The sequence below is a fragment of the Vibrio maerlii genome (genome assembly GCF_003415655.1).
Classification (GTDB): Bacteria; Pseudomonadota; Gammaproteobacteria; order Enterobacterales; family Vibrionaceae; genus Vibrio; species Vibrio maerlii.
This window is the reverse complement of record NZ_QRHC01000041.1, coordinates 1-802: the sequence shown is the minus strand read 5'-3', so window position 1 is coordinate 802 and position 802 is coordinate 1. Positions and strand designations below refer to the sequence as shown.

Sequence of the window (802 nt, the reverse complement as noted above, 5' to 3'; positions counted from 1 at the left end):
GCCTCGCTGCACTATGTATTCATGCAGCGATACTTACTTATGTAAGTGGGTTTCCCCATTCGGAAATCCCAGACTCAAAGACTTTTACTGTCTAATCTGGGCTTATCGCAAGTTAATACGTCCTTCATCGCCTCTGACTGCCAAGGCATCCACCGTGTACGCTTAGTCACTTAACCATACAACCCCAAGAGGTTTCGATTTGCTTTCACTTTTTAAAAGTGAAGACAAAAAGGTGTATGGCAAACAACCAAGGTTTTGTCTCTCATTATTTRAATGAGCGAGAGACATTCGATTTTGCCGGACTCAAATATTAAACATCACAGTAAACTGTGGTGTTTCCAAGAACACTTGAATGTGTGTTGGTACCTAAATCATCTCTTTATGAAAAGACATCATCTAGGATTTGAGAACTTTTAATTGAATAACAACGCATATCCGAAGATATGGGGATTGTTGTTATTCGTCAGCTTTCCAAATTGTTAAAGAGCTAGTTCGTTAAGAACCATTTTTAAAAACACTCAAGAGAATGTGCTTAAAGATGGTGGAGCTAAGCAGGATCGAACTGCTGACCTCCTGCGTGCAAGGCAGGCGCTCTCCCAGCTGAGCTATAGCCCCAACGAAATATCATGTTTACGCCACACCCTTCTGGGAGAAGAGAGTGGTGGGTCTGAGTGGACTTGAACCACCGACCTCCCGCTTATCAGGCGAGCGCTCTAACCAGCTGAGCTACAGACCCAACATGATGTCTCTAAAACTTTTTAAACCATACCAATCTGTGTGAACACTCATCGCAATAATCTTT

General features: G+C 42.6%; 2 tRNA genes and 1 rRNA gene. All 3 read right to left on the bottom strand.

The annotated features are described in order from the left end of the window. Window positions 1-176: ribosomal RNA gene (locus tag DPF91_RS21885) — 23S ribosomal RNA — on the bottom strand; the annotation flags it as partial. A gap of 363 nt (window positions 177-539) precedes the next feature. Next, window positions 540-615, bottom strand: a tRNA-Ala gene (locus DPF91_RS21880). Window positions 616-659: 44 nt separating this feature from the next. Next, window positions 660-736 (bottom strand) — tRNA-Ile (locus tag DPF91_RS21875). Window positions 737-802: the final 66 nt, after the last annotated feature.